General features: G+C 59.9%; 15 protein-coding genes and 2 tRNA genes. 8 read left to right on the top strand and 9 right to left on the bottom strand.

Annotation, left to right across the window (positions count from 1 at the left end):
- Positions 1–20 precede the first annotated feature (20 nt).
- Positions 21–2,729 carry a phosphoenolpyruvate carboxylase gene (ppc, locus tag H9Q10_RS03425; protein WP_197902623.1) on the top strand — a complete coding sequence of 903 codons (2,709 nt, stop codon included), beginning with the start codon at positions 21–23 and terminating at the stop codon, positions 2,727–2,729.
- Between the two features lie 99 nt (positions 2,730–2,828).
- Here the strand turns inward: ppc and H9Q10_RS03420 are convergent.
- The 3 genes from H9Q10_RS03420 to H9Q10_RS03410 all read right to left on the bottom strand — a co-directional run bounded on the left by H9Q10_RS03420 (position 2,829) and on the right by H9Q10_RS03410 (position 4,368).
- A tRNA-Arg gene (locus tag H9Q10_RS03420) sits at positions 2,829–2,903 on the bottom strand.
- Positions 2,904–2,922: 19 nt separating this feature from the next.
- The gene (locus H9Q10_RS03415) at positions 2,923–3,369 is read right to left on the bottom strand and encodes a DUF441 domain-containing protein (protein ID WP_197902622.1); all 447 of its coding nucleotides are present in this window, start codon (positions 3,367–3,369) and stop codon (positions 2,923–2,925) included.
- A 24-nt stretch (positions 3,370–3,393) separates the two neighbouring features.
- On the bottom strand, positions 3,394–4,368 hold the full coding sequence (locus tag H9Q10_RS03410) for a polyprenyl synthetase family protein (RefSeq protein ID WP_197902748.1): 975 nt from the start codon (positions 4,366–4,368) through the stop codon (positions 3,394–3,396).
- Between the two features lie 383 nt (positions 4,369–4,751).
- Here H9Q10_RS03410 and ychF point away from each other — a divergent pair, with 383 nt between their 5' ends.
- From ychF to mscL, 5 genes are all read left to right on the top strand, one after another.
- The gene (gene ychF / locus H9Q10_RS03405) at positions 4,752–5,843 is read left to right on the top strand and encodes a redox-regulated ATPase YchF (protein ID WP_197902621.1); all 1,092 of its coding nucleotides are present in this window, start codon (positions 4,752–4,754) and stop codon (positions 5,841–5,843) included.
- A 133-nt stretch (positions 5,844–5,976) separates the two neighbouring features.
- Entirely contained in the window at positions 5,977–6,153 is a 177-nt protein-coding gene (locus H9Q10_RS03400) for a hypothetical protein (RefSeq protein ID WP_197902620.1), read from the top strand.
- 87 nt (positions 6,154–6,240) lie between these two features.
- Complete coding sequence (locus H9Q10_RS03395) at positions 6,241–7,122, top strand: carbohydrate kinase family protein (RefSeq protein WP_197902619.1); 882 nt, start codon at positions 6,241–6,243, stop codon at positions 7,120–7,122.
- 215 nt (positions 7,123–7,337) lie between these two features.
- A complete protein-coding gene (locus tag H9Q10_RS03390) occupies positions 7,338–7,649 on the top strand; it encodes an HAD family hydrolase (RefSeq protein ID WP_197902618.1) in 312 nt (103 codons plus the stop codon).
- Between the two features lie 118 nt (positions 7,650–7,767).
- Positions 7,768–8,205, top strand: a complete 438-nt coding sequence (mscL, locus tag H9Q10_RS03385) for a large conductance mechanosensitive channel protein MscL (RefSeq protein ID WP_067592561.1) — start codon at positions 7,768–7,770, stop codon at positions 8,203–8,205.
- Positions 8,206–8,269: 64 nt separating this feature from the next.
- Here the strand turns inward: mscL and rng are convergent, their stop codons facing one another.
- The 5 genes from rng to H9Q10_RS03360 form a co-directional block, all read right to left on the bottom strand.
- Positions 8,270–9,772: a ribonuclease G gene (gene rng / locus H9Q10_RS03380; protein ID WP_197902617.1), complete on the bottom strand. Its 1,503-nt coding sequence runs from the start codon at positions 9,770–9,772 to the stop codon at positions 8,270–8,272.
- A gap of 375 nt (positions 9,773–10,147) precedes the next feature.
- Entirely contained in the window at positions 10,148–11,449 is a 1,302-nt protein-coding gene (gene tyrS / locus H9Q10_RS03375; protein WP_197902616.1) for a tyrosine--tRNA ligase, read from the bottom strand.
- A gap of 135 nt (positions 11,450–11,584) precedes the next feature.
- Positions 11,585–11,661 (bottom strand) — tRNA-Pro (locus H9Q10_RS03370).
- A 102-nt stretch (positions 11,662–11,763) separates the two neighbouring features.
- Positions 11,764–12,171, bottom strand: coding sequence for a hypothetical protein (locus tag H9Q10_RS03365; RefSeq protein WP_420841830.1), 408 nt, complete (start codon positions 12,169–12,171; stop codon positions 11,764–11,766).
- Positions 12,138–12,344, bottom strand: coding sequence for a dioxygenase (locus tag H9Q10_RS03360; RefSeq protein ID WP_197902615.1), 207 nt, complete (start codon positions 12,342–12,344; stop codon positions 12,138–12,140). The genes H9Q10_RS03365 and H9Q10_RS03360 overlap by 34 nt, the downstream gene beginning before the upstream one ends.
- 314 nt (positions 12,345–12,658) lie before the next feature.
- Here H9Q10_RS03360 and dinG point away from each other — a divergent pair, with 314 nt between their 5' ends.
- Both dinG and H9Q10_RS03350 read left to right on the top strand, forming a co-directional pair.
- Positions 12,659–14,794 (top strand): ATP-dependent DNA helicase DinG, encoded by a 2,136-nt coding sequence (dinG, locus tag H9Q10_RS03355; protein WP_197902746.1) that lies wholly within the window; start codon positions 12,659–12,661, stop codon positions 14,792–14,794.
- A gap of 173 nt (positions 14,795–14,967) precedes the next feature.
- The gene (locus tag H9Q10_RS03350; RefSeq protein WP_197902614.1) at positions 14,968–16,122 is read left to right on the top strand and encodes a hypothetical protein; all 1,155 of its coding nucleotides are present in this window, start codon (positions 14,968–14,970) and stop codon (positions 16,120–16,122) included.
- Between the two features lie 97 nt (positions 16,123–16,219).
- On the opposite strand, the gene cysI is transcribed toward H9Q10_RS03350, so the two are convergent.
- Positions 16,220–17,995 carry an assimilatory sulfite reductase (NADPH) hemoprotein subunit gene (gene cysI, locus H9Q10_RS03345; RefSeq protein WP_197902613.1) on the bottom strand — a complete coding sequence of 592 codons (1,776 nt, stop codon included), beginning with the start codon at positions 17,993–17,995 and terminating at the stop codon, positions 16,220–16,222.
- Between the last annotated feature and the right edge of the window lie 86 nt (positions 17,996–18,081).

Raw genomic sequence — 18,081 nt, 5'->3', positions numbered from 1 at the left:
CCTCTGCAAAGGAACACCCCATGATGCCCGAAGTTTCCGGCCAACATCCCTACAAAGACGCCCCCCTCTTTGACGACGTCGCCTTCCTCACCGGCGCGCTGCAAGCCGTGCTCGCCGCGCAAACCGACCAGCCTGTGCAAAATGCCGTGGCCGCGCTGATTGGCGGCGAAGCGCCGCAGGAAGTGGTGGCGCGCAGCCTGCCGCAGCTCAACGACCGGCAGCTCGAAGACCTCATCCGTGCCTGCGGCCTGTTCGCGCAAATCCTCAACATCGCCGAAGATGCGCACCACCAGCGCCGCCGTCTCGCCCACAGCCAAACCCGCGACAACGTGAAATCCACCTTCGGCCACACCCTCGAGCTGCTGCGCCAGCAGGGCGTGAACGCCGAAGCCCTGCAACAGCAGCTCGACCACACCGAAGTGGTGGCCGTACTCACCGCCCACCCCACCGAAGTACAGCGCCAAACCATCCTCACGCTGCACCGCCAAATCCGCAACCTGCTCGACCAACGCGCCAGCCAGGCCGGATACAACGACGAACGTTTGCAGCAGCAGGTGCAAACTATGCTGTGGACGCTGTGGCAAACCAACGAAAATCGCCACTTCAAAATCAGCGTGGCCGATGAAATCAGCAACGGCATCATGTATTTCCCGCTCAGCTTCTTCACCGCCGTGCCCGGCGTGTACCGCAAGCTGGAAACCGCGCTCCAGACCGCCTATCCGCACATCCGCCTGCCCAATGTGCTGCACATCGGCGGCTGGATCGGCGGCGACCGTGACGGCAACCCCTTCGTGTCCGCCGACACCCTGCGCGCCGCCTTCGCCCAGCAGGTGAGCGCCGTGTTCCGCTTCTACCGCAGCCAGCTGTATAAATTATATGAAGAGCTGCCCATGTCGGTGCGGCGCGTCAACGTGAGCCCGGAAGTGCTGGCTTTGTCCGCGCAGTCGCCCGACACCGAGCGCGCGCACGAAGAAGAGCCCTACCGCCGCGCCCTGGCCTACATCATTGCCCGCACCGTGGCCACCGCCCGCCGTTTCGGCAGTGGGCTGGGTAGCCTGTTCGGCCTGCTCGAGCCCTATGCCACGGTGGAAGAATTTTTGGCCGACCTGCACGCCATCCGCGATTCCTTGCGCGACAACGGCAGCCGCCTTCTGGCTGAAGGCCGCTTGGCCGACCTCATCCGCGCCGCCTCCGTGTTCCGCTTCTATCTGATGCCTCTGGATTTGCGCCAGCATGCCCAGCGACACATCGATGTGGCCGCCGAACTCTTTGCCGCCGCCGGCCTGGAAAACCTGCAAGAGCTGGGCGAAGCCGAACGCGAACGCGTGCTGCTGCGCGAATTATCGTCTCCGCGCCCGCTACACAGCCCGTTTGCCAAATACAGCGAAGCCACCGAACACGAGCTGGCTATTTTCCGCGCCGCCGCCGAAATCAAAACTGAATTCGGTGAAGATGCCATCCGCCAAAGCATCATTTCCAACGCCGAAAACGTGAGCGAAATGTTGGCATTGGCACTGATTATGAAAGAAACCGGCCTGCTGCGCCTGAATGCCGAAGGGCTACCTGAAAGCCGGCTCAACATCGTGCCGCTGTTTGAAACCATCGAAGCGCTGCAAGACTGCATCGGCGTGATGGATCATCTCTTCTCCCTGCCCTGGTACCGCCACCTGCTCGCCGGCCGCGGCAACATCCAGGAAATCATGCTCGGCTATTCCGACAGCAACAAAGACGGCGGCTACGTCACCAGCCAATGGGTGCTGTATCAGGCCGAGCAGGCGCTGGTGAGCCTGTTTGCCAAACACCGCGTGCGCCTGCGCCTGTTCCACGGCCGCGGCGGCAGCGTGGGCCGAGGCGGCGGCCCTTCCTACGAAGCCGTGCTGGCGCAGCCTGCCGGCAGCGTGGCCGGGCAGATCCGCATCACCGAACAGGGCGAAGTGATCACCGCCAAATATGCCGACGCCGACAACGCCGAGCGCAACCTGGAAACCCTGGTGGCCGCCGCGCTCGAAGCCAGCCTGCTGCCGCACCGCACCGAAGAGCCCGACGCCGAGCTGATGCAGTCCCTTTCCGACGCCGCCTTCGCCTACTACCGCGAGCTCATCACCCACCCCGATTTCGTCGATTACTTCCTGCAAACCAGCCCCATCAACGAAATCGCCAGCCTCAACATCGGCAGCCGCCCCGCCAGCCGCAAAACCCTGGCGCGGATACAGGATTTGCGCGCCATCCCCTGGGTGTTCTCTTGGACGCAAAACCGCCTCATGCTGCCCGCTTGGTACGGCTTTGGCAGCGCCGTAGAGCAGCTTCTGCGCGACAACCCCGCCAACCTCGAACGCCTGCGCCATATGGTACGGTACAGCGCCTTCTTCCAAGCCATGCTCTCCAATATGGAGCAGGTGATGGCCAAGGCCGATTTGGATATCGCCCGCGCCTATGTGGGCTTGGCCGCCCAGCCGCAGGCCGCCGAAGCCATGTTTGAACGCATTGCCGCCGAGTTCGGGCGTAGCCGCCGCGCCCTGTTGCAGCTGACCGGGCAAGACCATCTGCTCACCGACAACCGCACCCTCGCCCGCTCGCTCACCCTGCGCATCCCCTATCTGAACGCCCTCAACTGGTTTCAGGTAGCCCTGCTCGAGCGCCTGCGCCGCCACCCCGGCAACCCGCAGCTCATCCACCTCATCCACCTCACCATCAACGGCGTGGCACAAGGCTTGCGCAACACAGGTTAAACGCCCTCATCCAGCAAACGGCCAGCAAAGCAAAAGGCTACCTGAAAACGAGCTTTGCGAGTTTCTGCGAAGCTAAAATTTCAGGTAGCCTTTTCATTATGGCCCCGCCGACAGGAATCGAACCTGTATTTTACGCTTAGGAGGCATACGTTCTATCCGTTGAACTACGGCGAGAAATCAAACTTTCCAACAATCAACCTTTCCCGGCGATAAACGACAAAATCCCCGCCGCAATCAGCGGCCCCACCGGGATGCCGCCCAAAAAGGCCACGCCGATAATCGTGCCCAGCAGGAGGCCGGTTACCAACACCGGCTGCCCGCTCATCAGCGGCACGCCGCGCCCGGCCAGCCACGCCACCAGCACGCCCACCGCCACTGCCGAGAGCATTTTCCAATTCATGAATCCGGCCGGCCCCGGCATCTGGATTTTGCCCGACACCAGCGGGCTGAGCACGCCGATGGTGAGCAGGATGATGCCCGCCTGCACGCCGTATTGCTCGGCCAAAGGAAGATAGCGCGCCAGCAGGGTTTGCTGCATCAGGAGCAGCACGGCGGCAGAAATGGTGATGGATTGATTGTTGCTGAGCACGCCCAGCAGAATCAGCATCACCAGAAACAGCGGGATAACGTTCAGATGCAATTATCTATTCCCGTTAAAAGGCGGCTATGATACACGTGCCAGCGATTCTTCGGCAAGCTCGCGCATGGCCCTGGAAACCTCGTTGTCCGGCAGCGCAGCCAGGCAGGCCAAGGCCTCGTCCACCGCCTTGCGCGCCTCGTGCACGCAATAGGCCAGCGCATCGGATTGCGCCACATAGCCGTGGATTTGCTCGAAATAGCTGCGGTCGGCATGCTCCAGCGCGTGGCGCACGGCATCGGCCACGGGCGGCTCGGCGTTTTGCATGAGGTAGATCAGCGGCAGGGTGGGCTTGCCTTCAGCCAGGTCGTCGCCCACGTTTTTGCCGGTTTCTTCCACGTTGCCGGCGTAATCCAACACATCGTCGATAATTTGGAAGGCGGTGCCGATGTGGCGGCCGTAATCTTTCAGCGCGGCCTCCTGTTCGGGCGTGGCGCCGGCCAGGATCGCACCCACCTGCGCGGCGGCTTCAAACAGCTTGGCGGTTTTGTATTGGATCACCTGCACATACTCGGCTTCGGTGATGGCGGTGTTACCGATGTTCATCAGCTGGAGTACTTCACCCTCGGCGATGATGTTGGTGGCATCGGCCATCACGTCCAAAATCCTGAGGCTGCCGGAAGACACCATCAATTGGAATGCGCGGGTGTAGAGGAAATCGCCCACCAGCACGGCGGCGGCGTTGCCAAACATATTGTTGGCCGTTTTCCGGCCGCGCCGCATCTCGCTTTCGTCCACCACATCGTCGTGCAGCAGGGTGGAGGTATGGATGAATTCCACCATCGCCGCCAGCGCGTAGAGTGGGTCTTGCTCGTAGCCCAGCACCTTGCCGGAGAGGATGGTGAGGATGGGGCGCAAACGCTTGCCGCCCGCGCTGATGATGTAGCGCCCGATTTGCGAAATCAGCGCCACTTCCGACTGCACCGCGCGCTCGATCACCGCATTAACGCGGCCCAAATCGCGGGGCAGGTGTTGCTGGAAATAAGGCAGGTGCTCAAGCATGATGGATGTGCGGCTCAATCTGGTTATCGGTATTTAGCCAAAGCCATTCCTTCTTCCCGCCAGGCGGCGGGCCGCAGGCCGTACCGGCAGTACGGCAAGGCGAACCAACGCTATCGGAAGGAAGAAACGCTTTAGCCACGGCCGGGCACCGGCCATAACATGAAGGGCGGCATTATACAGCCTTGCGCCCCCGCTGCCTATTTCTGCCCAGCTCCCAATGCTGCCTGAAGGCATCAGCCTCACGAAGTTAAAACGCCCGTGCAGTATTTTCAGGTAGCCTCAGAGCATTTGGGGCTACCTGAAAACCATGCTCTCGGTTTTTCAGGTAGCCTTCTATGATAAAATCCGCCGATTTTATTCAACGGCATACTTAAGGACCACCCATGAGCATGAAATGCGGCATCGTCGGCCTGCCCAACGTCGGCAAATCCACCCTGTTCAACGCCCTCACCCAATCGGGCATCGAAGCGGCCAACTATCCCTTCTGCACCATCGAACCCAACGTCGGCATCGTAGAAGTGCCCGACCCGCGCATGGCCGCGCTGGCCAAAATCGTCAATCCGCAGAAAATGCAGCCCGCCATTGTGGAATTTGTAGACATCGCAGGCCTGGTCGCAGGCGCAAGCAAAGGCGAAGGCCTGGGCAACCAATTCCTCGCCAACATCCGCGAAACCGATGCCATCGTGAACGTCGTGCGCTGCTTCGACGACGACAACATCGTGCACGTATCCGGCAAAGTCGATCCGATTGCCGACATCGAAACCATCGGCACCGAACTGGCTTTGGCAGACTTGGCCAGCGTGGAAAAAGCCATCGTCCGCGAAGAAAAACGCGCCCGCTCCGGCGACAAAGACGCGCAAAAACTGGTGGAACTGTGCAAAAAAATCCTACCGCACCTGAATGAAGGCCAACCCGTGCGCTCCTTCGGCCTCGACGCGGAAGAGCTCGCCCTGCTCAAGCCCCTGTTCCTGCTCACCGCCAAGCCCGCCATGTATGTGGGCAACGTGGCCGAAGACGGCTTTGAAAACAACCCGCATCTGGAACGCCTGAAAGAACTCGCCGCCAAAGAAAACGCCCCCGTGGTGGCCGTGTGCGCCGCCATGGAGAGCGAAATCGCCGAGCTGGAAGACGGCGAAAAAGCCGAATTCCTCGCCGAAATGGGCTTGGAAGAACCCGGCCTGAACCGCCTCATCCGCGCCGGCTACGACCTCTTGGGCCTGCAAACCTACTTCACCGCCGGCGTGAAAGAAGTGCGCGCCTGGACCATCCACAAAGGCGACACCGCCCCGCAGGCCGCCGGCGTGATCCACACCGATTTCGAACGCGGCTTCATCCGCGCCCAAGTCATCGCCTACGACGATTTCGTTTCCCTCGGCGGCGAAGCCAAAGCCAAAGAAGCCGGCAAAATGCGCGTGGAAGGCAAAGAATACGTGGTGCAGGACGGCGATGTGATGCACTTCCTGTTTAACGTGTAAAGCGCATCAAGGCTACCTGAAAAATGCCAACCGATTTTCAGGTAGCCTCTTCTTCATTTGGCTACCTGAAAACTGTCTGACACAGCCAAGACTGAAACGGCACTAAGCCAAAACCAAAAGAAACAACCGCCCCATGCAACCATCCCGCCTATTCCCGCCCCTAGCGCTGGCCGCCCTATTCGCCTGCCACACCGCCCAAGCCGACCCAGCCAACGAACGCATGCGGCGCGAAGCCGACCGGCAGCTTCAAGAGCGGATAGGGCACTGCCTGCAAACATACGGCAACCAAAACTGCACGCCCCAAACGTAAAGGCAATACAATGCTTGAGGCTACCTGAAAACATCCCAACCATTTTTCAGGTAGCCTCCCCCTAATATCCACCATAAGAGAACCATCATGAAAATCAGCAGTTTCGGCGAAGTATTATGGGACGACTTCCCCGGCGGCAAAGCCCTAGGCGGCGCCCCGCTCAACGTACTGGTGCGGCTCGCCTCCCTAGGCGCCGAATGCAGCATCATCAGCCGTTGCGGCCGCGATGCCGACGGCGAAGAGCTGCTGCGCCAGATTGCCGCGCGCCAAGTGGCCGCCGACCTGGTGCAAACCGACGAAGAACACGCCACCAGCCTGGTGAAAGTGCTGCTCCAGGCCGACGGCAGCGCCCGCTACGAAATCGTCTATCCCTGCGCTTGGGACAAAATCTGCGTTACCGAAGCCGCACTGGCGCGCGTGGCCGCCTCCGACGCCTTCGTGTATGGCAGCCTCTCCGGCCGCGATCCCGTCTCCCGTGCCGCACTCGAGCAAATCCTGCCCGCCGCCCGCTTCCGCGTGCTCGACGTGAACCTGCGCAAGCCGCACTACAGCGCCGATCGCGTACTCGGCCTGATGCGCAGCGCCCACCTCATCAAGCTCAACGACGAAGAGCTCTACGAGCTCGCCGCCGCCTTCGGCTCGCCCTACCGCAGCCTTGAGCAAAACCTGCGCTACCTCGCCGGCCACACCGATACCGAACACATCTGCGTCACTCTCGGCCAGCACGGCGCCCTCTACTTCCGCCACGGCGAAATCCTCGCCCACCACGGCTTCCGCGTGAACGTGGCCGACAGCGTGGGTGCGGGCGACAGCTTCCTCGCCGGCTTCCTCCACCAACTGCTCTCCGGCGCCGCCCCGGCCGACACCCTCGCCTTCGCATGCGCCATCGGCGCCCTCAACGTTACCCGCCACGGCGCCACCCCGCCCATTTCTTTGGAAGAAGTGCAAACCCTGATGCACCCGGGCTGATGGTAAAGCTCAGTCGCACGGGAAGTTTTCAGGTAGCCCGAAGCATTGGCGAAATATTGCTTACTCAGCCATAGGGTGAGTTTTATATCCACCTTTAGCCAACCAGCCAATTGAACCGTATCCTTGATAAATCAAGCAAACGGCAGAGAGGAAAGCCTCCGTTGCGAAAAATTTCGCCAAGGTTTCAGCCCCCAATATTTTTCAGGTAGCCTCAAATGACCCCGCCCCGCCCCCAAACCATTTTTGTCGATGTCGACGACACCCTCGTGCGCAGCGTCGGCCGCACGCGCATCCCCATGGCCGCCGTGATTGCCGACATCCGCCGCCTGCACGCCGCCGGGCATGCCCTCTACCTCTGGAGCAGCGGCGGCGCCGAATACGCCCGTGCCAGCGCCGAAGCGCTCGGCATCGCCCACTGCTTCCTCGCCTTCCTGCCCAAACCGCAGGCCTACCTCGACGACCAGCCCGTGGCCGATTGGCGTTTCTGCCGCCACATTCTGCCCGCCAACAGCGGCGATATAGAATAATCCGCCCTTTCCCGCCGCACCCGCCCACAATTAACAAAATTTATCCGCAACATACAGACGGCGGCTCATAAAACCATTATCATGCCGCCGATTTTAACCACACTTAAAGGAAACACACATGGCACTTCGCGACGAATTCAAAGCCTTCATCATGCGCGGCAACGTGATCGACCTCGCCGTCGGTATGGTGGTGGGCACCGCCTTTTCCGGCATCGTCAAATCATTGGTAGACGACGTGATCATGCCGCCCATCGGCCTGATTTTGGGCGGCGTGGATTTCTCCAACCTGTTCATCACTCTGAAAGACGGCGCCAACGCCCCCGCCGAAGGCTACGCCACCCTGGCCGCCGCCCAAGCCGCCGGCGCGGTTACGCTCAACATCGGCCTCTTCATCAACACCGTGATCAGCTTCCTGATTATCGCCACCGCCATCTTCGCCGTGATCAAAGGCATCAGCAAACTGCAAAAAGAAGCCCCCGCCGCCGAAGAAGCCCCGGCCGAACCTTCCGAAGAAATCCTCCTGCTGCGCGAAATCCGCGATTCGCTGAAGAAATAATCCGCCGCACAGCGCAAAAGGCTACCTGAAAATTTTCAGGTAGCCTTTCCTTCATCCCGCGCCATCACAGCAGCACAATATCATACTGCTCCTGCGTGTAGCTGCCCTCCACCATCAGCGAAATCGGCTTGCCGATGAAATCGATCAGCAGCGCCAACGACTGCGATTCTTCGTCTAAAAACAGATCGATCACCGGCGGGGCGGCCAGGATGCGGAACTCGCGCGCATCGAAGCGGCGCGATTCGCGCACGATTTCGCGCTGGATTTCGTAGCACACGGTTTGCGCGGTTTTCAGGTAGCCCCTGCCCTGGCAGGTGGGGCACGGCTCGCACAATACATGATTCAGGTTTTCGCGGGCACGCTTGCGCGTGAGCTCCACCAGGCCGAGGCTGGTGAAGCCGTTGAGGGTCACGCGGGTGCGGTCGAAGCGCAGGGCTTTGGCCAGCTCGCCGAGCACGGCCTGGCGGTGTTCTTCGCTGGCCATGTCGATGAAATCCACGATGATCATGCCGCCGAGGTTGCGCAGGCGCAGCTCGCGGGCGATGGAATGGCAGGCTTCGAGATTGGTTTTGAAAATGGTTTCGTCGAAATTGCGCGCACCCACGAAGCCGCCGGTGTTCACGTCGATGGTGGTCATGGCTTCGGTGCTTTCGATGATCAGATAGCCGCCGAAATTCAAATCCACGCGCGGCTGGAGCGATTGGTTGATTTCCTGCTCCACGAGGAAAAGCTCGAACAGCGGCTTCTCGCCTTGATAATGTTGGATGCGCTCCACGGCGCCCTGCACATATTGCCGGGCGAAATCCTGCATGCGTTGGTAGTTGTGCGCGGAATCGACGAAGATTTTCTGGGTGTTGCCGTTGAACATGTCGCGCAGCACGCGCAGGCTGAGCGGCAAATCTTGGTAGAGCATGGTTTCGGGCGGGCTGTTTTTGGAGCGCTGCCGGATGTCTTGCCAGAGTTTGGAGAGGTAGTCGATGTCGGCTTGCAGCTCTTCGTCGCGGGCGGTTTCGGCGCTGGTGCGGATGATGTAGCCGTGGCTGCCTTCTTCGGGCAGCAGGGCTTTGAGGCGCTCGCGCAGCTCGTTGCGCTCGTTTTCGTCTTCGATGCGCTGGGAAATGCCGATGTGGTTGTCTTGCGGCAGATAAACAAGGAAGCGGCCGGCCAGCGAGATTTGGGTGGAAAGGCGCGCGCCTTTGCTGTTGATCGGGTCTTTGATCACCTGCACGAGGATGGTTTGCCCTTCAAACAGCATGTGTTCGATGCGCTGGGTTTCTTCGGGCTTCTGGCGCTGTTCGAGCACGTCTACGATGTGCAGGAAGGCGGCGCGCTCCAGGCCGATGTCGATGAAGGCGCTCTGCATGCCGGGCAGCACGCGCCGCACCACGCCCAGATAAATATTGCCCACCAGGCCGTGGCCGCTGTTGCGGTCGATGTGCAGCTCGCACACTTTGTTTTCTTCCAGCAGCGCCACGCGGGTTTCCTGCGGCGTGATGTTCACCAGAATGGTTTCCGGCGGGCGGCCGGTTTCGTCGGCCAGCCGGATTTGGTTGATTGCCTGGGTCATTTTGTGTCTCGATTCAATAACATTTTGCAGAACGGACAGGCATGCCTGCGCGTTTTGCAAAATCTACTGGTGGCCGAAACTTCCCCGTTTCGCGGCAGCCGTAGCGGCGAATCATACGCTGAAAGCCGCCCCGCCGACAACCTGGGCGCGGCCGGGAAAACGGTTTGAGGCTGCCGGAATTCGCCTTTCAACTTCACAGGAATCCGGCTCCGGCTTAAGCTGGAACACCGCTTCGGCTTCGCTGAAACTTGCGCCCTCAGGCAGCCTCTTTGGCTAAACAATCATCCATGCCTTCAACACGCAAGCTGACAAAAAGGCTACCTGAAAAATGCCACGGCAAGATTTTCAGGTAGCCTTTCGCTTGGCTTTAGAAGATTACTGCCACACCAAGAGCGCGTGGTTGCGTTTGCCGCGGCGCAGGATGGTGTATTTGCCGAAACGTTTGTGCGCGTCGGCGATGAGGTAGGCATCGTCGGGGCGTTCGGCGGCGTGGTTCGGGTTGTTCTGCTCGGCGGGCGCGCCGTTGAGCAGCACTGCTTTGCTGTTCACAAAGCCGCGCGCTTCTTTGTTGGACGAAGCCAGGCCGGTTTTCACCAAGGCTTCCACCACATTGAGGCTACCTGAAACTTCAAATGCGGGCAGGCCGTCGAGCGCGAGCTGCTCGAAGTCGCTTTCGGTGAGGCTGCTTTGGTCTTCGGCAAACAGGCTCTCGCTGATGCGCTGCGCGGCGGCAAGTGCTTCTTCGCCGTGAATCAGGCGGGTCATTTCTTCAGCAAGGATGCGCTGGGCTTCGGGCTTGGTGCCGCTGGCTTGGTCTTTGGCTTCAATGGCGCCGATTTGCTCGATGCTCAGGAAGGTGAAGTATTTCAGGAATTTATACACATCGGCATCGGCCACTTTCAGCCAGAATTGGTAGAACTGGTAGGGCGAGGTTTTCTTCGCGTTCAGCCACACCGCGCCGCCTTCGGTTTTGCCGAATTTGGTGCCGTCGGCTTTGGTTACCAGCGGCAGTGTCAGGCCGAATACTTGTTTTTGGTTCAGGCGTCGGGTGAGGTCGATGCCGTTGGTGATGTTGCCCCATTGGTCGGAACCACCGATTTGCAGCAGTGCGCCGTGGCGCTTGTTCAGCTCGGCGAAATCGTAGCTTTGCAACAGCGTGTAGGCGAATTCGGTGAAGGAAATGCCCACGTCGTCGCGGTCGATGCGCTGCTTCACGGATTCTTTGTTCAGCATAGCATTCACGGAGAAATGCTTACCGATGTCGCGCAGGAAGCTCAGGCAGTTCATGCCGGCAAACCAGTCGGCATTATTGGCCATGATGGCGGCGTTTTCGCCTTCAAAACTCAGGAAGGGTTGGAGCTGGTTGCGGATGCTCTCTACCCAGCCGGCCACGGTTTCGGCGGAATTGAGGCTGCGCTCCACGGCTTTGAAACTGGGATCGCCGATCATGCCGGTGGCACCGCCCACCAGGGCAATCGGCGTGTGCCCGGCCTGCTGGAAACGGCGCAGGGCGAGCACGGGCAGCAGGTGGCCGATGTGCAGGCTGTCGGCGGTGGGGTCGAAGCCGCAGTAGAGGGCGATTTTCTGTTGGTTCAGCAGGGTGTTCAGGGCTTCGATGTCGGTGGTTTGCGCGATGAGGCCGCGCGCTTGCAGGTCTTGGATCAGGGAAACAGTCATAACGGTTTTCTTTGCGATAACTGGGTAGAAATGGGGGAAATATTTTTCAGGTAGCCTTTCCGGCTTGGGGGCATGGCATCGCTTACGCCGCACCAAAACAAAAAGACTTGGCAGCACCAAGTCTTTTTGAAAAGCTGGTCGGAATGAGAGGATTCGAACCTCCGACCCCTTCGTCCCGAACGAAGTGCGCTACCAGACTGCGCTACATTCCGAAAGAAGGCGCATTATAAGCCCGGGCAGGCCGTTTAGCAAGCATATTCTGCGGCCTTAGCGCATTCTCCTCGATGCGCCGCGCATGTCTGCACCGATGGTTTTCACGCTTCTTGCTTATCCCGCGCCCTGCCCCGCGCCGCCTGCACCTGCACGGCAAAATACAGCGCGGCCGCCGCACCGGCCATATCCGCCGCCGCATCCAGCCAATCGGCCTGCCGCGTGGCCGTGAGCGCGCCCTGTGCCCACTCGCTGCCCGCGGCCAGCACCAGCGCCACCGCCAGCAAAGCCCTCACCGGCACCGGCCGCCGCCGCTGCAAAAACACCTTGGCCAGCAGCCAAAACTGCCCGAAAAACAATCCCGCGTGCACGATTTTGTCGAAATGGGCAAACGGCGGCGGCGTATTGCCGCCCTCGTGCAGCAGCAGCGCATACACCATGCCGGCAAACCACAGCCCGCTCAGCAGCAGCCAGCGGCTCACGCGCCATGCTCCGCGAGCCAGTCGGCGCACATCATCGCCAGCCGCGTAAACCGCCCGCCTCGCGCATCCAGCACCGCCTGCCACTGCGCCACTTCCTCTGCCGTGGGCGCTTCGTCCAGGCTGCATTCGTTGAGCCAGAAATCCAGCGTTTCCGCCGCCGCGCCCACCGTTTCGGTGCGGAAAAATTCCAAGAGTTCAGACATTTCGTTTCTATCCTTTTGATTCGCGATGCGGCGGATTGTACTTGCCTTTTGAAATAGCCGCCATCCAGTTTCAGGTAGCCCTCCACCGGCATAAAGGCTACCTGAAAACGATGTCTTGGCGGTAAGCCAAGGCTGAGTTTCTGCGAAGCTAAAATGCCAGCTTCAACGCAGTGGACCGATGTCTTGGCGTAGCGCAGCGAGTTTCTACGAAGCTAAAAACCCGCGCCCGCCCCAAGCCATATTTTTCAGGTAGCCTCTCCGCCCGCCCACCCATAATCTCTTATAATACCCGCCTCTTTCCCACCCTTGCCGCCATGCTCACCGACTTAGAAAAAGACGCCATCCGCCGCCACTACCAGGCCATCAGCGAAAACCTGCCCCATTTCCGCCCGCGCAAAGCGCAGCGTGAAATGCTCGCCGCCGTGGCCAACACCTTCTCGCGCAGCCAGGAGCAGGCCGAAGGCGGCGAAGCGCCCAAGCGCGAGGGCGAGAGCATCGCCGTAATCGAAGGGCCCACCGGCGTGGGCAAAAGCCTGGCCTACCTCTTGGCCGGCGGCATCATGGCGCAAACACGCGGCAAACGGCTGGTGGTGTCCAGCGCCACCGTGGCGCTGCAAGAGCAGCTCGTAGGGCGCGATTTGCCGTTTCTCGTGGAACAAAGCGGGCTCGAGCTCACCTTCGCCCTGGCCAAAGGCCGCGGCCGCTACCTCTGCCCCTACAAACTCTACCAGCTCACCCAAGGCAGTGCCCAGCAAACCCTCGCCGGCTTCGACGCGCCCGCCGTTTTGTGGGACAGCAAACCCAAGCCCGAAGAAATCCAAACCCTGCGCGAGCTGGCCGACGCCTTTGCCGAGCGCCGCTTCAACGGCGACCGCGACACCTGGCCGGAAAAAATCGACGACGCCCTCTGGCTCAAGGTAAACAACGACAACTACGGCTGCCTCAAAGCCGCCTGCCCCAACCGGGCCGAATGCCCTTTCTACCTCGCCCGCGACACGCTGGAAACCGTAGACGTGGTGGTGAGCAACCACGACCTGCTGATGGTGGACATCGGCATGGGCGGCGGCGTGATCCTGCCCGCGCCCGAAAACAGCTTCTACTGCATCGACGAAGCCCACCACCTGCCCAAAAAAGCGCTCAACCAGTTTGCCGCCGAACATTCGCTCAACCAAGCCGTGTGGGCGCTGGAAAAACTGCCGCCAATCACCGACAAAATCGCCGCCCTCGCCGACAAAGCCGATCTCGCCAACCTGGCCGACGAAGCCGCCGCCAGCCTGCTCGACAGCCTCTACGAATGGCAGTTCCACCTCGGCGACACCCCCGAGCTCGCCTACAACGACAGCGGCCGCGATCCGCAATGGCTGTGGCAAGACGGCCAAATCCCCGAAGCGCTCTCCCTGCTCGTGTCCAACACCGCCGCCGCCGCGCAAAGCCTCTACAAACACGCCAACGGCCTCAACGACGCCCTCTCCGCCGCCCGCCGCGAAAAAGACAGCGACAGCGCGCAAATCGACCGCCTCAGCAGCGAATTCGGCGTCTTCCGCGCCCGCATCGAGCAAATCAGCGCCGTGTGGGACCTGCTCGCCACCGAGCCCACCGGCGACGCCCCGCCGCTGGCCAAATGGATAGAATGCAGCCACGGCAGCGACAAAACCGACTACTCCTTCCACGCCTCCCCCGTGAGCGCCGCCGCCATGCTTGCCGCCGGCCTGTGGCGCCGCGCCGCCGGCGCCGTGCTCACCTCCGCCACCCTGCAATCGCTCGGCAGCTTCGACCATTTATTAAAGCAAACCGGCCTGCACTGGCTGCCCGAAACTACCACCCTCGCGCTGGAAAGCCCCTTCAACTTCCCCGCCCAAGGCGAACTCTACCTCCCGCCCGTGGCCGCTAGCCCCAAGCAGGCCGAAGCCCACACCGCCGAAATCGCTGAATGGCTGCCCAAGCTCATCAGCCCCCAAGAAGCTGTGGGCACCCTCGTGTTGTTCTCCTCGCGCAAACAAATGCAGGATGTTGCCCTGAGGCTACCTGAAAGCCACCTGCCGCTCCTGCTCATCCAAGGCGACCAACCCAAAGCCATCCTGCTCGAGCGCCACCGCCAAGCCATCGCCGAAGGCCGCGCCAGCATCCTCTTCGGCCTCGACAGCTTCGCCGAAGGGCTCGACCTGCCCGGCAGCGACTGTGCCCACGTCATCATCGCCAAGCTGCCCTTCACCATGCCCGACCACCCCATCGAAAAAACCCGCAGCCGCTGGATCGAGCAGCGCGGCGGCAATCCCTTTATGGAAATCACCGTGCCCGAAGCCGGTATCAAGCTCGTGCAAGCCGTGGGCCGCCTCATCCGCACCGAGCACGACTACGGCCGCGTTACCATCCTCGACAACCGCATCCTCACCGCCCGCTACGGCAAACAGCTCCTCGCCTGCCTGCCCCCGTTCAAACGCATCGGCTAAGCGCTGCGCAGGCGAAAGGCTACCTGAAAACCGAAACCCGGTTTTCAGGTAGCCTTTTTTGCCATTAACAACAAAATGAGCTTACCCATTGTTTGCAAATAAATCATTTTTTGCAGCCCCCATGCCCCGGGCGTACAATCTCACCACAATACCTTGTTTACAGAGAAATCGCCATGCACCATAAAACCGCCACCCCAGCCAAACCCATCCGGGCAAAATTAATGCTGCCCATATTGCTTTCCCTCTTTGCCATTGCCGCCTGCACCCCGCAAACAAACCAATCCTCCGCAGAAACAGCGGCAAGCCAAGCTTCTATACCAATCACGCAACAACCCCATTTAACCCACGCAGAATTTAGTGATTTCCGTGCACTATATCTGCAAGATTACGAACAATCCGACCAAATCATAAACAGAAAACGGCTGAGTATGCAGAAACAGACTATACGTGGCTTTTTCTCTTCTGATTTGAACAGTAAATTCTCTCAAGGCGGCCCAGAATTAGTAGATTTATTGATTGTGGATGGTGTATATCATCTTCTAATTTTAGCTGAATATGACAACACTTTTGAATATACACGCCTGTATGAAAACGGCGTACCAGAGAACCTGATTAAGACCGAACAGGCCTCCCTATTGGTCAATTTAGAAACCGGCTCTGTGATTCAGGATGACAAAACAGACGAAATGAGGGTATATAACTATTTAAAATCAGCAGAATATATCGTTGAAGTGCCAGCTATTACAGGTGAGCGAAAAGCTATATTTATGGAACAAGAAGAACCTGCATATTATTGTGCAAATAAAATCTATCGTGGCTGTCATCATCCGATATACTATGACACCGGCTATCATCTTGGGGAATATAGATATGCCTTCTATACCAGCGACACCTCATATCAATCTATAAATAACAAGCCTTTATATATAGGTTTTTATCGTTACACCAACAACGACTCTAAAGCACTAGAAAATACTCCGTTTTTAGCACCTGAAACCCTAATTATCAATAGACCTGTTAGGGTTAAACTCGATCAACCCAATACCTATATCGATTCAAAACATGTTCCTGCCGACTTTGTCGGTAATATACGGACATTATGGCAAATTGACAAAAACCGCCGCTATTTAGTTTATTTCGGCGACCGCTATCCCTTCCTGTTCCTGATTATGGATGGCGAAAAGGGGCTGAATATTCCGGAAAACCAGTTTGACGGCATCAGTTTTGTGCCCTATGCCGAAGCGTATGCGAAATTCGGGCAGTACACCGATTACCGCAAACGTGCCAATGATTTGTCTGATTGGATGAATGCTAGGAAAGAGCGTTAAACAACAAGCCGCAGGCGAAAGGCTACCTGAAAACCGAAAAAGGATTTTCAGGTAGCCTTTTGCTTTTGCCTGCCGCGCCGTTTCACCGGATGCCGGTTTAGGCGGCGGAGGCGGCCCAGAAGTCGCGCGGTGGGTCGAGCACGGGGCGGACGATGCCGCTACGCACGGCGTAGTCGCCGAAGCCTTCGCCTGCCTCGCGCTGCTGCGCCCAGCCGGCAATCCAGTCGGCGAGGATGGCGAGGATTTCGGGCTCGGTGATGTTTTCTTTATAGAGGCGGGGGATGCGCGTGCCTTGGCGGTTGCCGCCGGCGTAGAGGTTGTAGCGGCCGGGTGCTTTGCCCACCAGGCCGATTTCGGCCAGCATGGTGCGGCCGCAGCCGTTGGGACAGCCATTTACGCGCAACACGATGTGCTCGCCGGAAAGGCCGTGTTCGGCCATGATTTCGTCCACACGGTCGATGAATTCGGGCAGGAAGCGTTCGGCTTCAGCCATGGCCAGCGGGCAGGTGGGCAGGGCAACGCAGGCCATGCTGTTTTCGCGCTGGCGGGTAACGGTGTCGCTAATGAGGCCGTGTGCGCGGGCGATTTGCTCGATGCGCTCTTTTTCGCCTTCGGGCACGCCGGCCACGATGAGGTTTTGGTTGGCAGTGAGGCGGAAGTCACCATGGTGGATGGCGGCGATTTCGCGCAGGCCGGTTTTGAGCGTTTTGCCGGGGGTGTCGGTGATGCGGCCGTTTTCGATGAAGAGGGTGAGGTGCCATTTTTGGTCTTCGCCCCGCACCCAGCCGATGCGGTCGCCGCGCGTGGTGAATTCGTAGGGGCGGACGGGCTGGAATTGGGCGCCCATGCGGCTTTCCACTTCGGCGATGAATACTTCGGCGCCCACGCGCTCGAGCGTGTAGCGGGTTTTGGCGGCTTTGCGGTCGCTGCGGTTACCCCAGTCGCGCTGCACGGACACCACGGCGGCGGCGCAGTCGAGCACTTTGTCGAGCCCGATGAAGCCGAATTCGCGGGCGGTGTTGGGGTAGGTTTTGGTGTTGCCGTGTTCGGTGGAGAGGCCGCCGCCCACGAGCACGTTGAAGCCGATGAGTTTGCCGTTTTCGCCGATGGCGACGAAATTGAGGTCGTTGGCGTGCAAATCGACGTCGTTGTGCGGGGGGATGACGACGGTGGTTTTGAATTTGCGCGGCAGGTAGTTGGCGCCGAGCACGGGCTCGGTGGCGTCGCCGCTTTTCACGCTGTCGGCGAGCGGGGCGGCGGGGGTGGTTTCGGTGGATTCCACCTTTTCGCCGTCGAGCCAGATTTCGGCATAGGCGCGGGATTTGGGCAGCAGGTGTTCGCTGATTTTCTTGGCCCATTCCCAGGCTTCGCGGTGCAGGCTGCTTTCCACGGGGTTGCTGGTGCACAAAACGTTGCGGTTCACGTCGCCGGCGGTGGCGATGGAGTCGAGGCCGAGCTTGTGCAGCCATTGGTGTACGGCTTTGATGTCGGGTTTGAGGATGCCGTGGTATTGGAAGGTTTGGCGGTTGGTGAGGCGGATGGAGCCGTAGAGGGTGTGGCTGCCGGCGAATTGGTCGATGCCGAGCCATTGCTGCGGGGTGATGACGCCGCCGGGCAGGCGGCAGCGCAGCATGACGTTTTTGAGGTTGTCGAGCTTTTGTTCGTGGCGCTCGGCGCGGATGTCACGGTTGTCTTGCTCGTACATGCCGTGGAAGCGGATGAGCTGGAAGTTGTCGCCGTTGAAGCCGCCGGTGAGGCCGTCGCCGAGGTCTTGGGCGATGGTGCCGCGCAAGTGGCGGCTTTGGCCTTTGAGGCGTTCGTTGTCGGCCAGGGGGGATTGGGGGAGTTTGGCGCGGGGGTCGGGGGTGGTCATGGCGGTTTCCTTTGGGTTTGGGATGTTTTGGGTTTTCAGGTAGCCTTTGCGTTTGCCTACGCTGAGGCTACCTGAAAAACAGCAGC

This window comes from Eikenella glucosivorans (assembly GCF_016025525.2).
Classification (GTDB): Bacteria; Pseudomonadota; Gammaproteobacteria; order Burkholderiales; family Neisseriaceae; genus Eikenella; species Eikenella glucosivorans.
Note: the sequence above shows the minus strand (reverse complement) of the source record. Positions and strands in the feature narration are given on the sequence as shown.